The sequence below is a fragment of the Acinetobacter sp. FL genome, assembly GCF_040744925.1.
GTDB classification, from domain to species: Bacteria; Pseudomonadota; Gammaproteobacteria; order Pseudomonadales; family Moraxellaceae; genus Acinetobacter; species Acinetobacter radioresistens.
In genome coordinates, this window is sequence record NZ_CP160437.1 from 1,414,253 (window position 1) to 1,433,455 (window position 19,203).

A 19,203-nucleotide genomic window follows, 5' to 3' on the forward strand; every position below is an offset into this window, starting at 1 on the left:
GAACATAATGGCAGTAAAGCATTTTATAGTTTTTGAAATGTCAAAAGTGGATAAAAAGGGCAAAGCTGCCCAACAAAGTCTTGATCTATTAGATCCGGCTGTTCAGCAAGAACAAGCTGGGGATCTCGATTTTGTTTTAAAAATCCATGATGGGCACTTACATGACCTAGAAATCTCCAGTGTTGCAAATTTACTATCTGCACTAGGTCAAATTGTTGGAGTTAAACAAGCTAGCTTCAATACAATTAAAGAAGGCTCTACGACTATTGCAGTTACAGTCCCAAATGACTGTAAATCATTGGCTATGTCCAATGTAATGAAGGATACAGCGGCAAAGCACAGACAAATTGCTCGTATACAAAAAGAACTGGGGAAGTATGGTTTTCATCATGCTGAAATTTCATATGGTACTTTAAAAGAAGATGAACTTTACGAACCTAAAGAAATTCTATGTGTAGTACCAGAATTAGAAACTGAAGCAACTTTCACTCAAGAAGAGTCTCTAGATGGACGTTTAACTCGCCTTCAAAAAGGTCGGGATAAATCAGATCATATCACTATTATTTTAAATAATGGCGTAGAAGTTGCTGCGCAGTGTTCTAAGAAATTATTACAAGAATTACATCCATACTTTAATACAGATAAAAGTTTAAGATTTGAAGGGGTAGCTACTTACTTATCGAAATCTAATTCTTATCAATTGTCTCTTAAGAAGTACATCATCAATAAGTTTCATGTTATTGAGGAGGTCAGCTTAGAAGAGTGGATTGATGACTTTAGAGCAAAAGGTGCATCAAATTGGTCTAAACATGATGACCCGATAGCTGAGTGGCTGAAGGAGCGACAAGATTGATTATCTTAGATACAAATGCCTTAATCACATTATTGATGAAAGACAAAGATCAGGCTGAATATAAGAATCTTGTTGCCTTCCTTAATCAAAGCAAGAATTTATCTATAGCTTTGCCGATGCCAGTAATCTCTGAATTTATCGCGGGTGATGACAATGAAGCACGTTCTTTAAGTTTGCTTAAACCAACCTCTAAATTTAAAAATTTGGATTTTGATGCAAAAGCAGCGTTAAGTGCTGCCAAAGTTTATCGAGAATATCGCAATTTGCCGAAAAATAGAAAGTCTCAAGATCCACGTCAAAAAGTAAAGGTTGATATTCAAATTATTGGGATCGCACTCGCTAATAATGCTATAGCTATTATTACTCATGATCAGGGCCTCAAAACAGTTGTAAATGAGCTTGGTTTATCATTGGCTGTTTACGACTATATAGATAATCATTACTTTGAACAAATGGCTAATATTGTGGTGACAGAAAGTAGTAAACGTCAGTAATGTAATTGGAGAAAATTTAATTGGAACTTGGAATTGTCGACTATAAGAAAACTAATAGAATATCTGAAACAGAAGCGATAAGGATTTCTGAATTACAAGAAGATCATTATTTAGATTTTAAAAGTAAGAGAATTTCTCCAGCAGATATACAAAAACCTGCTGTGGCATTTAGTAATGCAGATGGTGGTAGCTTTATTGTTGGAATAGAAGATAAAAAAACAGGAAAAATAGGGTTAGATCGATGGATAGGAGTATCTTCGTTAGAAGAATTTGATCCATATTTATCCGTATTAGATTCTATTCAATATCTAAAATATGATTGGTGGTATTATAAGATAAGTAATCGACCATATGAATTTTTTCTTGGTATCCAAGTAATATCAGGTGACAAAGTTGTTTTTACAACTAAGAAAGAATGTTTTCGCCGTCATGGAGCTTCTAGCCAACAGATAAGAGATCTGATGCAAATTAGGGGGTTAGGGTATGCTAAGGGCAGTGAATCTTATGAAGATGTAGAACAGCCAGAGTGTAGTATTAATATTTTAGATGAAAGTTCAGAGTTAAAATCATATATTAGAAATTTAAATTTACAACAAGAAGAACCCCTTGACTTTCTTTTGCAAGAAAATTTAATAAATGAAAATTGGATTCCTAATACAGCAAGTGTTTTATTATTTCACAAAAATCCCTGCATATTAATTCCACAAGCAGCTATAAGAATTTCTTGTTATGCCACTAGTGGTATTGATGAGCTAAGAGATGATTTAATCTTCAATGAGAGATATGAAGGTAGTATTTTTTATTTGATTGAATATTGTTTCTCGATAATTATGACAAAACTTAATGAAATGAAAGTTTGGACAATAAATGGACAGGAACAATTGCAATTCCATGAAGATGCAATTTTTGAAGTTTTAGTAAACTGTTTAGTGCATAGGGATTACTCATTAACAGATACTATTCGTGTTATGATTTTTAATAATAGGATTATTTTTAAAAGTCCTGGTAGATTACCAAACGGAATCAACTTTGAAAATTTATTGCAAGCACGTAGTCCAAGAAATCCCAAAATAATGAGATATATTTCTAAAGCTAACAGACCTGGTTCAAATAAAAAATATGTTCAAGAAATGGGTGAAGGGCTTAATACTGTTTCGAACAGATTACAAGATGCTAAGTTACAAGATCCTCAATTTAACTATGAGGAAAATATCTTCGTAGTAACATTGACACATGGCTCAAGAGAAGCTCCGGAATTAGTAGTACCAAAATTTATTAAAAAATTTGGATCAATAACCAATCAGCAACTTAGAGATCTTCTAGGAATTTTATCAGCAGATGCTAGCCAGATTTTATCTGGTCTAAAGAAGAAAGGTTTAATAGATTATGACAATAACAATAAATCATGGTATTTGAAAGAAACTGTATCTGCTTAAGCTAATTACAATAAAAAAGCACTATAAGGTGCTTTTTTATTCAGGTAAACAGCTATGAATTAACTCTGTAATCCTGACATTTGGATTTACTGTTATTGGCTCTCCAGTAGAGGGAGATACGACAGTTTTCCATTTTTTACTTGTTTTCTTTTAAAAAGCCTTCCAAGTGAGGGCACTCAAGTAATCGACATAATCAAATATAGACTTAGGGATACATTAATTATTCACAAGAGCAACAATCACAGTTTTTCCACTCTGTAATATGAATTATACTTATTGAGCAGATTGGCCGGCTCAAAATGAATTTTGAGTCGGTTTTTATGTTTTTAAAGTCTGTGGATAAGTCACTGAGAGCACCAAATCTACGCCAATAAATTATAAATATTTGATTTGTATATGGAGTTGATAAACAATGATTTTAGTGACTGGTGGTTTAGGCTTTATCGGCTCGCATGTAGTTTTAAACTTGCTAGCTCAAGGGCAAGAGGTCATTATTGTTGATAATCTGGCCAATGCTAATTTGCAAACTCTGGAAAGACTTGAATATATTTCTGGAATGTATGTGCCATTTGTAAAAATTGATGTACGTAATACGCCTGCCCTGAATAAAGTTTTTGAACAGTATTCAGTTGATGCTGTGATTCATGCTGCTGCATTCAAGTCTCTTGAAGAATCTAGATTAAAACCACTTGAATATTACAATGATAATGTCAGTTGTATTATGAGTCTGTTACGTTCAATGCAGCGCACAGGTGTCCGCTCTCTAGTACATTTATCTTCTTTGGCCGTATATGGTAAATCCGGTTTGGATCTCACAGAAGATGAGCCATTTAACTATACCTATCCAAATCCTTATGTTAAATCTCAACAGATGGTTGAAGAGATTATTTATGATACTTATAAAACAGATAATGAATGGAAAATAGCTATTTTAAGGCTGGGTAATGTGGCGGGAGCTTTTGAACACGGAGTTTTAGGTGAATATGTGACACCTTTACCAAAAAACATTATGCCGATGGCTATGCAGGCCGCAGCAATGCAACGGGAATATATTGAATTACAGCGTCATGCAAATACAGAGGATCAGACTGTAGAGCGAAGTTTTTTACATGTACTTGATGCATGTGATGCAATAATTTCTAGTTTGCTCTGGCTGCAAAATCAATATCATTGTTGTGAAGCATTTAATATTGCCGGAGAGAAAGTAGTTTCTATACAGGCCCTATTAGATCAGGTAGCGACTCATACTCAATCAGACATTCGTACCATCGATGCAACCTATAAACTCGATGAGCTTGAGCACTTAGGTGCTAATTTGAATAAAGCTAGAATTCAGCTTCAGTGGGGGCCTAAACGCACCTTGAAACAGATGATTGAGGATGAGTGGCGTTTTTATCAGAATACACTACAAGGGCAATAATCACTTTAATAAAAATGATTATTATTTACATAAAGGTGATTATTGCTTAGCATAATAGATTACGAGCAGTTTTAAATGATTGAAACCATATATTCATAATCCAGTACAAAGATAGAGGACGTTTATGCAAACTCGAATCGAACATGACACTATGGGTGAAGTTGAAGTCCCGAATGAAGCTTTATGGGGAGCTCAAACACAGCGCAGTTTGCAGAACTTTAAAATTGGACAGGAACGTCTGCCGCGTCCTATGATTCGTGCAATGGGGCTGGTTAAAAAGGCGGCAGCAATGACCAATGCTGAACTTGGCCAGATCACAGATGAAATTTCCGGTTATATTGTTGGTGCTGCTGAAGAGGTAATTGAAGGTAAATGGGATGCCCAGTTTCCGCTAGTCGTATGGCAAACTGGCTCAGGCACCCAGAGCAATATGAACTGTAATGAGGTAATTGCCAATATTGCCAACCAGAAATTGGGAAATGCTTTAGGTTCACAAAAGCCGGTTCATCCAAACGATCATGTAAATCGGGCCCAATCTACTAATGATTCATTTCCAACTGCAATTCATGTAGCAGCCAGTTTGCAAATTAATGAACTTCTTATACCGGCGGTCACCAGATTAAAAGATACTTTAGAACGAAAATCTGAAGAATTTAAAGATATTGTTAAGATTGGTCGTACCCATTTGCAGGATGCAACCCCCTTAACGTTAGGTCAAGAATTTAGTGGCTATGTATCACAGTTAGATCATGGATTAAAACGTCTGAATCAGGCTCTTGAAGGATTGTACGAATTGCCACTAGGGGGTACGGCAGTAGGCACAGGTTTAAATGCTCATCCCCAATATGCTGAAAAAGCTGCAACGCGACTGTCACAGTTCACCGGCTTGCCTTTTATCACAGCCCCTAACAAATTTGAGGCTTTGGCAGGCCGTGATGCAGCTGTATTTGCATCAGGTGCTTTAAAGACGCTTGCTACAAGCCTAAACAAGATTGCTAATGATATTCGCTGGCTGGCAAGTGGGCCACGTTGTGGCTTGGGAGAGTTATATATTCCTGAAAATGAACCGGGCTCAAGTATTATGCCTGGAAAAGTGAACCCGACCCAAAGTGAAGCCATGACTATGGTGGTTGCTCAGGTATTGGGCAATGACACCACAATTAATATTGCTGGAGCTTCAGGGAACTTTGAGTTAAATGTTTTTATGCCAGTGATTGCATTCAATTTATTACAATCAATCCAGCTTCTAGGTGATGCATGTAATAGTTTTAATGATAACTGTGCACTAGGTATAGAGCCAAATCGTGAAAAAATAGATTATTTCTTGCATAACTCGCTTATGCTTGTGACGGCTTTAAATCCAGTAATTGGATATGAAAATGCAGCCAAGGTAGCTAAAACAGCTTATAAACAAGGAAAGACACTAAAGCAGGTCGCTGTAGAACTTAATCTGGTCACTGAACAGCAATTTGATGAAGTAGTCAGACCGGAAAAAATGGTTTCACCAAATACTAAGTAATCTAGACAGGATTATTTTCTAGCCAATTAAATATCGGCAGTTTTTATCAGGCGGATAAATTCGTCCAATAGGTATTAACTGCTGATGATTTGGTTGGATATATATTAATTTTCAGGAAAGATATAACAGCTATTTTTCATAATATTTATATGATTAGTTTTACTTAAAAATATGCCCAAATCGCTACTTGGGAAACTATGTAAAATAAAGGTTTATGATCTGGCTTTGCTGGCTACTTTCCTGTTATTTTATCCAATAAATAAGCCACAAGAAGTGGCTTATTTTTTATTCATATCAAAGGGAAGATCAATCCCAATATCTGCATCATTTCAGATAAGTTTATGCCTTGAAGTATATATTTCTGTCATTCTTTTGGTTGTATGGTCTGCGAGGGTTTAGGCTGATTTTCCAGCTTTCTTATACAAGTGAATAGAAGTGTAGGTATTTCATGAAAGCTTGGTAAGTGCCGACTACTTAATCCAAGATTGACAATGACTTGCTTAATCGCTGTTAAAAATGTTCTTGATAGATATTGTGTCGTGTGAAGCAGCATTCTTGCCAGATTTAAGGCTTAAAATCCCCAACTTATGTTCGAAGCTTAATAACTCTGGTCAATGTTACCAGCAATTTCTACACTCAGATCATTGCACCAATGCCTGTCCAGATGGTGTAAGCCGTACCAAGGGAAAGTGTGCGCATTGAATAGGCAAGCACACCAAAACTAAGAACCATAAAGAAAAGCGTAATAATGCTAGGAGTGAGTTTAATAAAAACTGCTGATAGCTTCATTGAATACACCCAGACATCTCAGAGATACCTGCAAGAATCAGAATAACCCATGCCATAATCGCTAACTTTAAATAGTGATCAGCTCGTCCCGACAAGTGTAAACTGGTGCAGCTTAGTTTAAAATGCACCAGTAGAAGTCGTCTACTTTGAATATAATAAGTGGACCTTAAAGTAAAACTAATAAGAGAATAGTAAAAGGGGTATTGCTTACTCAATATATGCTTGAATAAAAATAATAAAAACACAGGACTAGTATGGATATAATAACAAGATAATTGAGTTTAGTTAGCCCTAATTTTACTGTTATCTATCCTCTTAACGAAAAGAAAGGTGAGGGTTATTTTTTCATCTAAATTTACCTTTAATTAAAACTGGATAGACACTATGTCAAATGGCTATGTACAATCTGGGTTGTTGAGATTATTCATGCCACCATTGGATACTTATAATGCTAAGAATAGAACGTATTGATCCCCAATCGAAAGCGTGGCAGGATTTTGTTGTATTGTGCTGTGAATATTTTCAGCGTCACTGGCCGAATGTCTACACTAATAATAGTGAAGCCAAAATTCAAGAGCTGATCTCATCCGATTTAAAGCAACGATTTAGGCAGGGAGATCGAGGGTTTTTTATTATGTATCTCAACGATGAACCTGTTGCCATTGCTAATGCCTGGCTTAGCAAAGATGATGATATTATCCTGAATGTTGCAGAGTTTTATGTCCGTGATGAATACCATCGGCATGGTTTTGGAAAAGCGCTATGGCGGAATGTAATAAGTTGGGGGCAGAGTCTTGGCGCCGTTCTTGTCGAACTTGAAACCGATGAGCTTAAACCCGCAAATTTTTTCTGGAAATCACTAGGACTTAGTGTGACTCATACCGCTCCAAGGCTTCGCTATAGCTTGACCCTCGTTAATAAATAATAGATTAATTATTAACTGTTTATTAGCTCTTAGTTACCTGTATTTGTAAAGCTGAGGTGGCATCCTCATAAATTACAGTTTATTCTATAATCCTTAAAATAGTGCTTATAAGTGTAAATAAAATAGATTTGGTTCAACTCTAGCTAGAAGATCAGCTAATTAACGAATAAGCGAGTCTGGTATTACTCGTTACAGATTACCTTATCTTTCTGAACATAATAGTTTAAGGCAATCTTCATATCTTGAAGGAGTTTAGGCTCAGTATACTCATTTGGTGAGAGCTTTAGTAAAGCCGGTATATACTCATTTTTATAAACAGCAGGGTAGTCTTTACAGATGATCTGGGTGCGCTGTTCCTGTGATGTATTAGGATGATCAAGCTGGTCCAGAAAGTCTGTGATTTTTTTATCTGCCTGATCAAATTCTGTTGTTACTGTAGGTTCATTCGAAGGCTCAGCAGCCATAGGCTGTTCTGGTTGTTTTTGACATGCAGTAATGGTTAAAGTGAAAAGAAGGATAAGTACTACTTCTGTTTTCATCGAAGTTTGCCTTTAATTAAAGCTTGCTAATTATAAATTTTAGTTTGTAAAAAAGAAACTTTAAAAAGATTAATTCTTTGATTTAAAATAAAAATATAGAATTCAATATAATAAGCTTTTACTGAGATGATTTTGGATCTCATATCCTGCATAATAAAATCAGAAATCATATGGAGCAAGAGGTGCGGGTTTTTTGAGTATGTTGCTAAGTATCTTTTTATCTAATTTTTCAGGATACTATTTAAAAGAAAAACCTACCGTTGAAGGTGGAAAGTATTAAGAATATTCAACTTGCTAGAAATTTAGATAGAGGCTGAACTTTAGCATAACTAGAAAAAATTCTCTGCTCTAATTTGTACTTATTATTCTCTAAATCATCAATAATCTTATTGAATGAAATATTACTATTAAGGTTTTTAGTCTCAATCATTTTCTGGAGTTGAGCATTTTTCTTATTTTTATCCGCTTTAATATAATCAATAAATGTCGCATAGTGGGCAAAGTTGAAATTATATTTTTTACTGAATGTTCTATAAGTTTAGGACTGACTTCAATAGATGAAAACTTTCTTTCAAGAACTACTCTTATAGAAGTTAAAATATCCTCTATATCTTCAAGGCTTCTAGACCTATATTGGTAATTAATTAGTTTACTAAGAAGTTCAGTATATTTAATAATTGTGAAGTCGAGTTGTTTAAGAGAGAATCCTGCTATTAGATAACCATTTTCAATAAATGTAAATTTGTGTGATTTACAGAAATGTTTAATCTTGTCTATAGCATCAAAATTATCAACATATAAAGATTCTTCAAAGAGGAAAAAATTAGAGGCAAAGTAAAGTCGCAACTCCTCCCGTAAGCGGTTCTATTAGACCATTTGACCTGGTTTACAAATTGATATTTTTAGCAAAAAGTTGAAGCCAATTTTGCCATTTATCAAATTCTCTGCTAATTCATAAATATCAATACTTAACTCTTATAAAAAACTGACTTATATTTCTTTTTTAAGAGAATCTAAGCAGCATTACTAGAGTACTGTGTCTAACACACTCTCTTATTTAGTTATTTTCTATCCTAATATTCGTCATTCTCTATCATCCATCAGCTTTCTAAAGTCTGAGTCCGGAAACTCAATCACATGTAGGCACTTACCATATAGACGTAAATAATATTCGCGTACAGTAGGCTTATGGTACTTTTCCTGGTCTTCTGAGGCTTCGACCTCGGCTATGTACTTCATAAGCTCAAAAGCCACTTGTTCTTTTGCCGTATGGCAAATTTCAGATTTGGTGGTCATTCTTTTTATTCTCCATAAATATTGAAATAGTATGGCTTCACAATTAACAGGTTTTATTGACTATTTATATGTCGATTATAATTTTATTATGCCGAATATTTGAACATTTAACACCCCAAATTTAACTACCATCTTTATAGATGAGATTTGCCAAACCCCGACAATCACCTTGAATTGTTGTTCTTATATTTCCTCAGCAGTTAATAAAACTTCCAGTACTTCGTAATAGTATCCGAAACAATCCTGACTGCACTCATCGGCAGAGGTTGTAAAGCCCAACATGACTAAATTTGCGCACATTGATCATAAAAAGAGAATGATGTGAGATGTCTAGCTAATTAATAAACACTAGAGCGTAATACATGCAAGAGTAACCCCCCAACTGAGGGCTTTTTATAAGTTCAATCATTGGCCAAATAACATTGAATTAGTTGGCATAATTGCTAAAATGCAAACTGCTTTTTAACACTGTTTTGCAATTATTTTGCTAAAGTTTTGCTGGGTAAAATTTAAGCCATTATAAAACAGTAACTTATTTATGGAAATTTTTAATGCTCGATATTTATTTAACAGATGTTCAGAAACAAGTGCAATTTAAGGATTATCCAGGTGAACATCCAGTTAAATTTATTCTAAATTTTAAAAAGATCTTTCCTAGCGTGATGGAGCTGATTTTACCCGTTTTACCGAATGATGAAGATCTGGAAAAAATGACTTGGGAATCAACAACCCAGGATTTTGAACTATTCAAGAAACTTTTGAATGGCTGGGGAATCATTGAGCTGCGTTTAGGTGCTATTGCCAAGTTTAAAGATAAAAAATTTGCAGATCAGTTAGTTAAAAAGGCCCAAGCAAAACGTAAAGCTTTATCATTAGAGTATCCTGAGTTATCAGATATAGATTTAGATTATCTATTTATGCATGAAATCCATGCTTTGATTGATGCCGAACTGGTAGAAGTGGGTGAAAAATTTTATTTACCTGTTTTACGTGATACCTGGGAATCACTGGTATCAGACCGGGTTTTAATGGCAAAGCTTTAATTTAAAAATGTTTGAGAAAAAGGATAGCAACAGCTATCCTTCTTATTTAAAGATAATTTATTCTTAAAATCAGAATAGAAAAATATTCTATAAGTTTACTGTTTTAAATGGTGCGCGTACCTTGCGACCATGCAGCAGATAATATAAGACAATGCAAATAAGAGCCAGAAGACTGCTTATAAAATATAACTGCGAGTAGTTTATATATTCCAGTAATTTTCCGAGTATATAAGGCCCAAATCCCAACCCCGCATCCAGAAAAATAAAGAAGGTTGAGGTAGCGAGTCCCATGCGCTCTAAACTGGTACTTTTAACGGCAATGGTCTGACACACTGACTGAATATTTCCAAAACCTAATCCTAATAAACCCGCACAAATTAGCAGCATACTTGCAGTTTGAACTTGGCTCAGCAAGAACAAGCCGAATGCTAAAATTAAAATAGCCGGATACATGATGATATTTTCACCTCTTCGGTCCACCAAAGGGCCGGTAAAAGGGCGAGAAAATAGTATCGCTAATGCATACATCAGGAAAAAAATAGAAGCCGCCTTAGCCAGATCTAAAGTTTTTGCATAGAAATTAATAAAGGAAAGCACACCTGAATAGCAGACTGATGTTAATAGTATGATGATGGCGATCGGCACAGCACGCGGCTCAATAAACTGTGTAATCCAGCTAGATTTTGGAGGTGAAGCTGTTGCTGTTTCCTGTCTGCTTACTAAGTTGGGCATTTTTATACCTAGAGCAGTAAACAGGCAGCAGAATGCAATTATGCTTGAGAATATAAAAATTACATTATAATCAAAATTTAAACTAAGCCAGATTCCTAGAAATGGTCCGATAGCAGTGCCCAAGGTGCTGCTCATACTATAATAACCAATACCTTCACCACGGCGAGACACTGGTAAAATCTGTGCAATCAGGGTTCCTAGAACAGTAGAAGCTACACCCATTGTGAAACCATGAATAGCACGTACAAATAGTAAAAAGCCAATACCATATTCTATAAAATAAAGGCCAGAAAACAGGAAAAATCCACTCAGGCCAGTAAGCAAAGTAAGCCTGTGTCCAAATCGAGATAAAAATTTTCCAATCAGCAGGCGCCCAAATAAGGTTCCTACAATATAAAGACCAGAAATCAGACCTGCCTGTGCGGTGGAAGCACCTAGTTCAGCGACTGCATAACCTACAATAACCACTATTAGAAGATAGAAAACCAGAATAAGCTGAAAGTTAATAGCACTGGCCAGAATAAAATTTCGGGTCCATAAGGGAGCACTGTCTTTCATATTGCACCTCTTTTGGAGTCTTGAAGTTGCTTCAACACTAATTCCAGCGTGGCTTTTACAAGTGCCAGTTGTTCTGGTTCAATGTGCCGAATTAATGAATATTCAAATTGATCAATACAACTGCTGCATTGTTCATACAGGGACAAGCCTTTTGAAGATAAAGTTAGCATTTTTTGCCGTTTATCTTCTGTATCAATTTGCTCCAGAAGCTCAAGCTCTATCAATATATGTATTCGCTTTGCAACAGCAGGCTTGGAGATATTTAAATATTCAGCAATATCAATTGAGGTACATGAATGTTTAAAGTGAATGGTATGTAGTACCTGCCATAATGAATAATTCAGGCTGTAAGGTTCAAGAATGGTATTAATCTGATCACTCATCAATCTAGCCGAAACCAGAAGTGCAGAACGAAAAGTAGGAAGATTAGACATATAGTTAACTAGGGTAACTAAAATCTGATAATATAGTTCCGAGTTCAGTAAGAATCAAGGTCCTACTACATATCTGTTATAAGTTGTGTTTGGAAAGGTATTAAAAACAGACCACATTAAGTTTTTAACTCAGGCCACTTTCAAAATATGTTTTTATAAACTATAGTAAGGAAAGAGTGAAAGCATACACAAAAAGTTGGAATTATTTTTCAATGTTTTTCATGCTTTAGCTTATCAATCGGAAATCCGTTCAGGTCGAGATTAAGCTTTGCTATTACGTGCTGGATTGTTGCTGGCCTTGGCAACAGTATGTTTACAGATTGCAGTATTCTTGCAGCCATTATTACCGCAGCGATATCAGGTTGCGCCAGTCTGTGAGAAAATTACTCATGTATTACTTGCGCCTCCGCACCAGCATGAGCTGTATTTTTCTTTGGATGACATATCACAGCACCGGTTTCTCTCTGATTCCTCAGTTCATGATCATGACAGCAGTCACCATGATCCTAATCATCAATGCCAGTACTGTACAGTCTATGGAAATCTAGTTCTTCCCCCTTATTTAGATTTTAAAGAAATCCTGATTCGTATACAGATTCGTCTCATTACACTTGAACAAGTATTTCGGCATATCTATTTTAGTCTGCAAAGACTGTTCCTGCTTCCGCAGGGACGAGCGCCTCCTTTATATATTCCTGTCTAAATCATTAACTTAAACTTTAGGGTAATCATTACTCTAGACCAGTTTTATCTAAATTTAGAAAGAGAATAGGTATGTTATTACTATCTTCAGACGCTACAGTACGGCAAGTTAAATCTATCGCATGGATTATTACCAATATCTTGCGTACAAAACAAAACATAAAGCCACATGCTTCTTTTGAACAATCTCAGTACTGTGAATTGATAAGCTTCTTTAAGCTCCAACCTCAACTTGTACTTAACAATAACAATACAGTGCTCTGTAGAATAATATAGGTGAAGTAATGGACTTAGGTTTAACAGCGCTTGAGCTTGCACGAATACAGTTTGCCTTTACGGTTTCTTTTCATATCATTTTCCCCTCAATTACCATTGGGCTGGCAAGCTTTCTTGCTGTACTCGAATGGAGATGGTTGAGAACCCGAAATCCAATTTTTCAAGATCTTTACAAGTTCTGGATTAAGATTTTTGCTGTAGCATTCGGTATGGGCGTAGTGTCCGGTATCGTAATGAGTTATCAATTTGGTACCAACTGGAGTGAATTCTCACGTTTTGCAGGTGGTGTCACCGGGCCATTGCTGACCTATGAAGTGTTAACCGCATTTTTCCTTGAAGCTGGTTTCTTGGGTATTATGTTGTTTGGCTGGGGCAGGGTTGGTCCTAAAGCCCATTTCTTTGCCACTCTTATGGTCGCTCTAGGTACCTGTATCTCAATGTTCTGGATTCTGTCTTCCAATAGCTGGATGCAGACACCTGCGGGATATGCTATTGAAAATGGCATCATTGTACCGCAAGACTGGCTAGCGATTATATTTAACCCCTCATTTCCATACCGTTTATTCCATATGGGAATGGCAGCTTTTCTGGTCTCGGCTTTACTGGTCTGTGCAACTGCAGCATGGCATCTGTTAAAGGGCCGTCGCGATGCTATGGTAAAAACTTCTTTCTCTATGGCACTCTGGATGTTGCTGGTGCTTGCCCCATTACAGATTTTCATTGGCGATATGCACGGTCTGAATACTTTGAAGCATCAGCCAGCAAAGATTGCCGCAATGGAAGGACATTGGAAAACCAATCATAATGAAGGCATGCCACTTTACCTGTTCGGTATTCCAGACATGGCAGCAGAAGAAACCAAATATGCGGTCGGTATTCCCAACCTGGGTAGCTTAATCCTGACTCACAGTATGGATGGTACCGTAAAAGGCCTCAAGGATTTTGCTCCAGAAGATCGTCCAAATTCTCTGGTTGTATTTTGGAGTTTCCGGATTATGGTCGGTCTGGGCATATTAATGCTGTTACTGGCTTTAGGAGGATTACTGCTACGTAAAGGTGGTCGTTTATATGAAAATAGAGGGCTACAATATTTTGCTTTAGTAATGGGACCGGCGGGATTTGTAGCGCTGCTTGCTGGCTGGTTTACAACAGAAGTAGGGCGTCAGCCTTGGGTAGTATATGGCGTTATGCGGACTGCAGATGGCTTGTCGCCTGTACCGGCAAGTCAAGTTGGCCTGACACTAATCATTTTTGTGGTGGTTTATACGGTGGTATTTGGAATCGGCATTTATTATATGCTGCGTCTGATGCATAAAGGTCCGGAATTTGTTCATGCAGATCCTGTCGATCATGGCGGACCGGGTCATTTTAAAACACCAATGCGCCCACTTAGTGCGGCTACTGAAAAAACAGACACAACCGATCAAGATACAAAGGAGAAACATCATGATTGATTTATCTCTGATCTGGGTAGCCATTATTGGCTTGGGTGTATTGATGTATGTAGTAATGGACGGATTCGATCTGGGCATTGGTATCATGTTTCCCTTTATTCAAGGGGAACAGGAACGCGATGTAATGATGAATACCGTAGCTCCCGTTTGGGATGGTAATGAAACCTGGATGGTACTCGGTGGTGCCGGGTTATTCGCAGCATTTCCAATTGTCTATTCCGCCGTGCTGTCTGCATTATATATGCCCATAATTTTGATGGTTGTGTTTTTGGTTTTTCGCGGAGTGGCATTCGAGTTTCGCTTTAAAGCTAACCGGACAAAACATTTTTGGGACAAATCATTCATTTTAGGCTCTTTGCTGTCAAGTTTTTTCCAGGGTGTGATCTTAGGTGCGTATATTCAGGGAATTAAAATTGCAGATGGCCGATATATAGGTGGTGCATTAGACTGGCTAACGCCATTTTCTCTGTTCACTGGAGTAGGTGTGGTCGTAATGTACGCAACTCTGGGCTGCGGTTGGCTGATTATGAAAACTGATCATGATCTACAGCAGAAAATGTTTCATTTAATGCCAAAAATGCTAATCGCTTTACTGGTTATTTTTGCAGCTATTAGTTTATATACACCTTTTGCTCAGCCACTTATAGCAGAGCGCTGGTTTACTCAGCCGTATTTAACCTACTTCAGTCCGGTACCAATTCTTGTAGTAATCTTCACAGTTCTTGCTTTACGTGCTGTCAAGAAACAAAATGAACATAAGCCATTTATTTTTACTCTAGCGCTGGTTTTTCTGGCTTTCACTGGCTTCCTGATCAGTCTATGGCCTTACATTATTCCTTATGACGTAACGATCTGGCAGGCAGCAGCCCCACATAGCAGCCAGCTGTTTACATTGGTGGGCGCTGTAATTCTTATTCCGATTATTCTGGTTTATACCGGCTTGGCATATTGGGTATTCCGCCATAAAGTTCGGGTAGGAGATGAAGGCTACCACTAACTAGAAGGAGGTTATAATGAAGCTTTCAGAAAAGCAGTGGTTTGCAGTGTTATGGCTGGCGGGATTTTTCAGTCTGGTTTTAGTGGCCGGTCTATTTCGTGTCTTAATACAGCTTGCCTATTAATTGTACAGTTGGCAGTATAGTATTAAAAAGTGGTCTGTTTAAAACAGACCACTTCCATTTAGTGCTTCAGACCACTTTCCCAGCAGTCTTCTCTATAGTGAAGCAGTAATATTTAAGGCCGATATTTTTGGAATAAGTATGACTCCTTTGCTTGACCGAATTCTTCAGACGTTTCAAGCTACAGCTTCCGATCTTGATACTGTACTTCCTTTTTTTAATACCACTTCTGGCCAGATGATGGAGCAGAGTTTAGGCTATGCTATCTATCAGCGCCAGAATTTTCCTGAATCTTGTGAATATGTACATATAGCCCAAATTGAAAATAAGCAGGAAAATATAGCTTATCTTTTTTCTCCATTTATTCTTGCTGTTCTCCAGTACAAGACAAGTTGTTATTTACCTGTAAGCTCCGAGTTATGGTTAGGTCATTATTTAAATATAGATAATCTTCATTTTATAAAACAAGAAAAATCTCTGGATGAAATGGGACTTTTTATTCAGATAGCACCACAGCAGTTAAACAGTGTGCAAACCAAGCTATACAGCCTATTAAGAGCTTTTCTTGATCCGAAACTTAGACAGCTGATTTTTATTGACCTTCAAAATTACGATGATAAAAATCTGAAAATGTTAGAGCAATCTCTGCATGCGAAGATTATCTATCTGCCGTTTTCTAGCAGTAAACTGCAAATAACCAGGTCAAGCTTAGCTGGCTTATTAGGCAAGAAAAAAACTCAGTCGGCGGCAGAAATATGTGAGCTCATTGCTGAGACCAATGCAGAATTACTTAGTACCTTAAATAATAGCCTAAGTATTAATAATAATTTAAAGCTTATTCAAGATCTACTATATAGCGAACATATTCTGGAAAAAATATCTGTTTATGAAGAATTTATAGACACTATTTTTAAACATAAAACCGAATTAACCAAGAGAGCCTCTTATGTCTAAAAAATCCTCCTCCAAGTTTCCTATTATTACAGTACTGATCAGTATTTTACTTGGCTGTATGTTTTTAGGGTTCTTTTATCTGGCCGTTACTCAGGAACCGGAATATATGCCTTCATATCAGAAAAAAATGGCGAATCAGTGATAGCATTATAAAATAGTAGCCTCAGTAAATCTGGGGCTTGTTTCAGGTGACTAATGAATAATAATGAGTTTCTCCAGCGCGTTAAAAATGGGCTCAAACATAGCTCCGAAAGGCGGCTTACTCTTAAAGTCTTTCAGGTCATTAAGAATTTTTTACAAAAATCAGATTATATTCAGGAATTTAAGTTTCCCTCTAGCCGCTTCCTTTCTGAAAGTTTGGGGATTTCACGGGATACTATTGAAAAAGCGTACGAACTTTTAGAAAACGAAAAGCTGGTATATCGGGTCAAGGGTAAAGGGACTTTTAGTATTCCTTCTCAAATTCCACGTACTATTGAGGAAGAAGGCAGTTTCAGCTTGCCTGAACAATTGATTCAACTGGAGACTCTATTTTTCGACCAAAATCTGGATTTTTTCGCAGATGGTATGCCAGAGGTACGAAATTTTCCGTTTAAAAAATGGTATGACACCGAAAAACTGGCTTTAGAGCAGAACGGATTAAATATCTTTTTAAAAGATAATACTCAAGGTCTTCCATTACTCAGACAGGAAATCGCCAATCTGGTTAATACACAGCGTCATAGCCGGGTACAACCAGAAAATATACTGATCGTAAATAGTACACAGCAGGCATTATATTTATGCGGACGAGTATTATTTCACCCTAATGACCGGGTAATCATGGAAAATCCTTACTATTCCAATGCCAGTCATCTTTTTAAAATGATGGGACTAAATATACACTATTGTGATATTGATGCCCAAGGTTTAATGATTGAGCACTGCCATCATTTTACTGATATTAAAGCTATTTATGTGACACCGGCAAGCCAGTATCCAACTGGAATACAAATGAGTATGCAGCGTAAAAAAGAAATTGTGGCATACGCCCGGCAGCAGAATAGTTTTATTATTGAAGATGATTATGATGCGCTACTTTTAAATAGATCAGAAAATGATGCAATACTGGGTCTGGATTCCAGTCAGCGCACTATTTATATCGGGTCTTTTAGCAAATATATATTACCAAGCCTGCGTATGTCTTACCTGATTTTGCCTAATGCACTCGTAGATGCCTTTACTCGTTATCGGAACTATATAGATGGCAGTGCACCTTCCCAGTATTTTCAAACCATTCTTGGGAAATTTATGCAGCGGGGTTATTACGCTGAATACCTTACTCAAATGCAGTGGATCTATCACGAGCGTTATGAAGCCTTTATTTTTTATTTTCATCAGTATTTAAGTGAATTTTGTTTTATCCATGAGCATTCGCCTGCAATGCAGGTTGCCTGTTACTTTAAAGAAAATTTACCTGATGAACTTGAGGAAAGTCTTGTCCAGGCGGCAGCACTCAAGAATATTAATTTGACTCGTTTAAGTCAGTTTTATGCACAGCATCCGAGCAATGGGTTTGTACTGGGGTTCAGCTCACTGAACCCGACAGAAATTAAGTCATGTATGCTGCAACTGTATGGCCTGATTATGACAGAACTGAAGCGAGTGAATAATATTATTGTTCCCTAGGAAAACAGATTAAAAATTTCATTCCTTAAAAACTGATGTCTCATATTTTTATCTAGATCTTTATGCCAATACATTGCCAGATTTAAGGTTGGCAGTTCGAAGGGTAACTCATATACCTGCACCTGTTTTGAGTAGTGAAGATTGTCTAATATATTTTTTGGAATAGTTAATATGAACTGATCACTCTGTTCCAAAACCTGTAGGGCAGTAGAATAATTCTGACAGCGCAGAAAAATTTTACGGACCAGTTCCTGACGGTTTAAATAAATATCTTCCAGCAATACACCACTACGCCGTGATGACACACCAATATGCTGGGCCGAAAAGTATAACTCTTTAGACATTTCAGGTAGCTGTGTACACACTACAAAGCGGTCTTCAACCAGCCTTTTATTGCAAAGTTTTTGTCCAAAATCCTGTTCGAGATCAATGACAAAATCAGTTTGTTGTGTAGCAAGATCACTAATAATCATTTTTCGGTCAAGTTTACTGCTCAAAAATTCAATATCACTGTTCAGCTTCTGAAAATGATGAATCAGTTTGGGGAAAATTAATGGCTCGATTTCATCGTGAATAGCGATCTTTAAATTGTGAACCATGCCGACATCAAAATTTTGATGCTGAAGGACTGAAATTCCCTGAAGCGCCAGTAAGGCATGTTTGACAGGTAAATAGATTTGTTCGGCAAAAGGAGTAGGCCGCATCCTCGCTCCGCTACGTATAAACAGTTCATTTTTTAAATGTAATCGTAACCGTTGCAAGGCATGGCTTGCTGCAGACTGGCTGATGCATAGAACTTGGGCTGCCTTGGAGATACTTTTTTGCTCATAAACTGCAATGAAAAGAGGATATAAGTTGATATCAATATGATGAAAAATGGCAATGTCGAGATAGTTTTCTTTATGAATTTCATGCATATTTAAGTATTGAATAAAATCATTTGGTTCATATTAAGGTTTGGGCTATGGTAATGTAAATAGAAAATAAGATGAT

The 19,203-nt window shown here is 36.7% G+C and carries 19 protein-coding genes and 1 pseudogene; 14 read left to right on the top strand and 6 right to left on the bottom strand.

Going from position 1 to position 19,203, the window contains the following annotated elements:
* Positions 1–7: 7 nt before the first annotated feature.
* From ABZP31_RS06635 to fumC, 5 genes are all read left to right on the top strand, one after another.
* Entirely contained in the window at positions 8–853 is an 846-nt protein-coding gene (locus ABZP31_RS06635; RefSeq protein ID WP_262476055.1) for a hypothetical protein, read from the top strand.
* Positions 829–1,347 carry a PIN domain-containing protein gene (locus tag ABZP31_RS06640; protein ID WP_262476053.1) on the top strand — a complete coding sequence of 173 codons (519 nt, stop codon included), beginning with the start codon at positions 829–831 and terminating at the stop codon, positions 1,345–1,347. The genes ABZP31_RS06635 and ABZP31_RS06640 overlap by 25 nt, the downstream gene beginning before the upstream one ends.
* A 20-nt stretch (positions 1,348–1,367) precedes the next feature.
* A complete protein-coding gene (locus ABZP31_RS06645) occupies positions 1,368–2,783 on the top strand; it encodes an ATP-binding protein (RefSeq protein WP_262476051.1) in 1,416 nt (471 codons plus the stop codon).
* A gap of 412 nt (positions 2,784–3,195) precedes the next feature.
* Positions 3,196–4,203: an NAD-dependent epimerase/dehydratase family protein gene (locus ABZP31_RS06650; RefSeq protein ID WP_119879409.1), complete on the top strand. Its 1,008-nt coding sequence runs from the start codon at positions 3,196–3,198 to the stop codon at positions 4,201–4,203.
* Between the two features lie 124 nt (positions 4,204–4,327).
* A complete protein-coding gene (gene fumC, locus ABZP31_RS06655) occupies positions 4,328–5,722 on the top strand; it encodes a class II fumarate hydratase (RefSeq protein WP_248130801.1) in 1,395 nt (464 codons plus the stop codon).
* A 642-nt stretch (positions 5,723–6,364) separates the two neighbouring features.
* On the opposite strand, the pseudogene ABZP31_RS06660 reads toward fumC, so the two are convergent.
* Positions 6,365–6,567 (bottom strand): annotated as a pseudogene (locus tag ABZP31_RS06660) (multidrug efflux SMR transporter); the annotation flags it as partial.
* A 392-nt stretch (positions 6,568–6,959) separates the two neighbouring features.
* Between ABZP31_RS06660 and ABZP31_RS06665 the strand changes: the two are divergent.
* Complete coding sequence (locus ABZP31_RS06665) at positions 6,960–7,436, top strand: GNAT family N-acetyltransferase (RefSeq protein WP_248134589.1); 477 nt, start codon at positions 6,960–6,962, stop codon at positions 7,434–7,436.
* 182 nt (positions 7,437–7,618) lie between these two features.
* On the opposite strand, the gene ABZP31_RS06670 is transcribed toward ABZP31_RS06665, so the two are convergent.
* Together ABZP31_RS06670 and ABZP31_RS06675 are read right to left on the bottom strand one after the other, a co-directional pair.
* Positions 7,619–7,975: a hypothetical protein gene (locus tag ABZP31_RS06670; protein WP_248134590.1), complete on the bottom strand. Its 357-nt coding sequence runs from the start codon at positions 7,973–7,975 to the stop codon at positions 7,619–7,621.
* Positions 7,976–9,058: 1,083 nt separating this feature from the next.
* Positions 9,059–9,271 (bottom strand): hypothetical protein, encoded by a 213-nt coding sequence (locus tag ABZP31_RS06675; protein ID WP_005014460.1) that lies wholly within the window; start codon positions 9,269–9,271, stop codon positions 9,059–9,061.
* Between the two features lie 551 nt (positions 9,272–9,822).
* Between ABZP31_RS06675 and ABZP31_RS06680 the strand changes: the two genes are divergently transcribed.
* Positions 9,823–10,314 (top strand): hypothetical protein, encoded by a 492-nt coding sequence (locus ABZP31_RS06680; RefSeq protein ID WP_248134592.1) that lies wholly within the window; start codon positions 9,823–9,825, stop codon positions 10,312–10,314.
* A gap of 87 nt (positions 10,315–10,401) precedes the next feature.
* On the opposite strand, the gene ABZP31_RS06685 is transcribed toward ABZP31_RS06680, so the two are convergent.
* Both ABZP31_RS06685 and ABZP31_RS06690 read right to left on the bottom strand, forming a co-directional pair.
* On the bottom strand, positions 10,402–11,604 hold the full coding sequence (locus ABZP31_RS06685; protein ID WP_248134594.1) for an MFS transporter: 1,203 nt from the start codon (positions 11,602–11,604) through the stop codon (positions 10,402–10,404).
* On the bottom strand, positions 11,601–12,038 hold the full coding sequence (locus ABZP31_RS06690; protein WP_248134596.1) for a winged helix DNA-binding protein: 438 nt from the start codon (positions 12,036–12,038) through the stop codon (positions 11,601–11,603). Before ABZP31_RS06690 ends, ABZP31_RS06685 begins: the two co-directional genes overlap by 4 nt.
* A 268-nt stretch (positions 12,039–12,306) precedes the next feature.
* Here ABZP31_RS06690 and ABZP31_RS06695 point away from each other — a divergent pair, with 268 nt between their 5' ends.
* From ABZP31_RS06695 to ABZP31_RS06725, 7 genes are all read left to right on the top strand, one after another.
* On the top strand, positions 12,307–12,741 hold the full coding sequence (locus tag ABZP31_RS06695) for a DUF2946 domain-containing protein (RefSeq protein ID WP_248134598.1): 435 nt from the start codon (positions 12,307–12,309) through the stop codon (positions 12,739–12,741).
* A gap of 283 nt (positions 12,742–13,024) precedes the next feature.
* On the top strand, positions 13,025–14,470 hold the full coding sequence (locus ABZP31_RS06700) for a cytochrome ubiquinol oxidase subunit I (RefSeq protein ID WP_262475397.1): 1,446 nt from the start codon (positions 13,025–13,027) through the stop codon (positions 14,468–14,470).
* Complete coding sequence (gene cydB / locus ABZP31_RS06705) at positions 14,463–15,467, top strand: cytochrome d ubiquinol oxidase subunit II (protein ID WP_005405641.1); 1,005 nt, start codon at positions 14,463–14,465, stop codon at positions 15,465–15,467. Before ABZP31_RS06700 ends, cydB begins: the two co-directional genes overlap by 8 nt.
* Before the next feature lie 16 nt (positions 15,468–15,483).
* Positions 15,484–15,591 carry a hypothetical protein gene (locus tag ABZP31_RS06710; RefSeq protein ID WP_005014449.1) on the top strand — a complete coding sequence of 36 codons (108 nt, stop codon included), beginning with the start codon at positions 15,484–15,486 and terminating at the stop codon, positions 15,589–15,591.
* 138 nt (positions 15,592–15,729) lie between these two features.
* Positions 15,730–16,542 carry a hypothetical protein gene (locus tag ABZP31_RS06715; protein WP_005025792.1) on the top strand — a complete coding sequence of 271 codons (813 nt, stop codon included), beginning with the start codon at positions 15,730–15,732 and terminating at the stop codon, positions 16,540–16,542.
* On the top strand, positions 16,535–16,684 hold the full coding sequence (locus tag ABZP31_RS06720) for a hypothetical protein (RefSeq protein WP_005014443.1): 150 nt from the start codon (positions 16,535–16,537) through the stop codon (positions 16,682–16,684). The genes ABZP31_RS06715 and ABZP31_RS06720 overlap by 8 nt, the downstream gene beginning before the upstream one ends.
* A gap of 53 nt (positions 16,685–16,737) precedes the next feature.
* Positions 16,738–18,210: a PLP-dependent aminotransferase family protein gene (locus tag ABZP31_RS06725; protein WP_262475399.1), complete on the top strand. Its 1,473-nt coding sequence runs from the start codon at positions 16,738–16,740 to the stop codon at positions 18,208–18,210.
* Here ABZP31_RS06725 and ABZP31_RS06730 read toward each other — a convergent pair.
* Positions 18,207–19,127, bottom strand: coding sequence for a LysR family transcriptional regulator (locus ABZP31_RS06730; protein WP_262475400.1), 921 nt, complete (start codon positions 19,125–19,127; stop codon positions 18,207–18,209). The two genes, ABZP31_RS06725 and ABZP31_RS06730, sit on opposite strands and share 4 nt — an antisense overlap.
* Between the last annotated feature and the right edge of the window lie 76 nt (positions 19,128–19,203).

Bases quoted from the DNA above. Each gene is read 5' to 3' on its own strand.
- ABZP31_RS06635 (WP_262476055.1), top strand. From the start codon at position 8: ATGGCAGTAAAGCATTTTATAGTTTTTGAAATGTCAAAAGTGGATAAA.
- ABZP31_RS06650 (WP_119879409.1), top strand. From the start codon at position 3,196: ATGATTTTAGTGACTGGTGGTTTAGGCTTTATCGGCTCGCATGTAGTT.
- fumC (WP_248130801.1), top strand. From the start codon at position 4,328: ATGCAAACTCGAATCGAACATGACACTATGGGTGAAGTTGAAGTCCCG.
- ABZP31_RS06665 (WP_248134589.1), top strand. From the start codon at position 6,960: ATGCTAAGAATAGAACGTATTGATCCCCAATCGAAAGCGTGGCAGGAT.
- ABZP31_RS06670 (WP_248134590.1), bottom strand. From the start codon at position 7,975: ATGAAAACAGAAGTAGTACTTATCCTTCTTTTCACTTTAACCATTACT.
- ABZP31_RS06675 (WP_005014460.1), bottom strand. From the start codon at position 9,271: ATGACCACCAAATCTGAAATTTGCCATACGGCAAAAGAACAAGTGGCT.
- ABZP31_RS06680 (WP_248134592.1), top strand. From the start codon at position 9,823: ATGCTCGATATTTATTTAACAGATGTTCAGAAACAAGTGCAATTTAAG.
- ABZP31_RS06685 (WP_248134594.1), bottom strand. From the start codon at position 11,604: ATGAAAGACAGTGCTCCCTTATGGACCCGAAATTTTATTCTGGCCAGT.
- ABZP31_RS06690 (WP_248134596.1), bottom strand. From the start codon at position 12,038: ATGTCTAATCTTCCTACTTTTCGTTCTGCACTTCTGGTTTCGGCTAGA.
- ABZP31_RS06700 (WP_262475397.1), top strand. From the start codon at position 13,025: ATGGACTTAGGTTTAACAGCGCTTGAGCTTGCACGAATACAGTTTGCC.
- cydB (WP_005405641.1), top strand. From the start codon at position 14,463: ATGATTGATTTATCTCTGATCTGGGTAGCCATTATTGGCTTGGGTGTA.
- ABZP31_RS06710 (WP_005014449.1), top strand. From the start codon at position 15,484: ATGAAGCTTTCAGAAAAGCAGTGGTTTGCAGTGTTATGGCTGGCGGGA.
- ABZP31_RS06715 (WP_005025792.1), top strand. From the start codon at position 15,730: ATGACTCCTTTGCTTGACCGAATTCTTCAGACGTTTCAAGCTACAGCT.
- ABZP31_RS06720 (WP_005014443.1), top strand. From the start codon at position 16,535: ATGTCTAAAAAATCCTCCTCCAAGTTTCCTATTATTACAGTACTGATC.
- ABZP31_RS06725 (WP_262475399.1), top strand. From the start codon at position 16,738: ATGAATAATAATGAGTTTCTCCAGCGCGTTAAAAATGGGCTCAAACAT.
- ABZP31_RS06730 (WP_262475400.1), bottom strand. From the start codon at position 19,127: ATGCATGAAATTCATAAAGAAAACTATCTCGACATTGCCATTTTTCAT.